At 71.5% G+C, this 674-nt stretch carries 1 protein-coding gene and 1 pseudogene; both read right to left on the bottom strand.

Going from position 1 to position 674, the window contains the following annotated elements; all coding sequences use genetic code 11:
* Positions 1 to 16: 16 nt before the first annotated feature.
* Complete coding sequence (locus AC1DQC_RS19895; protein WP_477052956.1) at positions 17 to 445, bottom strand: DnaJ C-terminal domain-containing protein; 429 nt, start codon at positions 443 to 445, stop codon at positions 17 to 19.
* Positions 446 to 550: 105 nt separating this feature from the next.
* Positions 551 to 625, bottom strand: a pseudogene (locus AC1DQC_RS19890) (hypothetical protein); the annotation flags it as partial.
* Positions 626 to 674 lie beyond the last annotated feature (49 nt).

The raw sequence follows: 674 nt of genomic DNA, 5'->3' as shown, positions 1-674 counted from the left end.
GTCGAGGGGGCAGACATCAGGCGCCGGCCCAGTCCGCCCTCGGGTCGAAGCCGCTGGCCTTCTCTGCCTCGAGGTAGGTACGCAACGCCTCGGTGGCCGAGTCGTCGAGGTTCTGCGGCACCGCCACCTTCACGGTCACCAGCAGGTCACCCGCACCGCCGCCACGCTTGTGCACGCCGCGGCCACGCACCCGCAGGGTCCGGCCGTCGACGGTGCCGGGCGGCACCTTGACGCCTACGCGGCCCTCCAGGGTCGGCACCGACAGCGTGGTGCCGAGCACCAGTTCGCCGTAGCTGACCGGGACGGTGACCGTCAGGTCGTCGCCGTTGCGGCCGAACACCTTGTCCGCCTTGACGTTCACGGTGACGTAGAGGTCGCCGGACGGCGCACCGCGCAGCCCCGCCTCGCCCTGCCCGGCGAGCCGGATCTTCTGTCCGTCKCTCACGCCCGGGGGAATCCGGACGGTGATGCTGCGCGAGCGGTTCTGCACACCGGTGCCGCGGCAGTCGGTGCACGGGTCGTCGATGATCGAGCCGGTGCCGCGGCAGTCGTCACAGGGCTCACTGAACCCGAACGCGCCCTGGTTTCGACTGACGATGCCACTTCCGTTGCAGTGCGGGCACACCCGCGGGCTGGTGCCCGGCTTCGCGCCACTGCCGTGGCAGGTGGTGCAC

Source organism: Cellulomonas sp. P4_H12, from assembly GCF_056400905.1.
The sequence above is the reverse complement of the archived record's forward strand: the minus strand, read 5'-3'. Positions and strand labels throughout refer to the sequence as shown.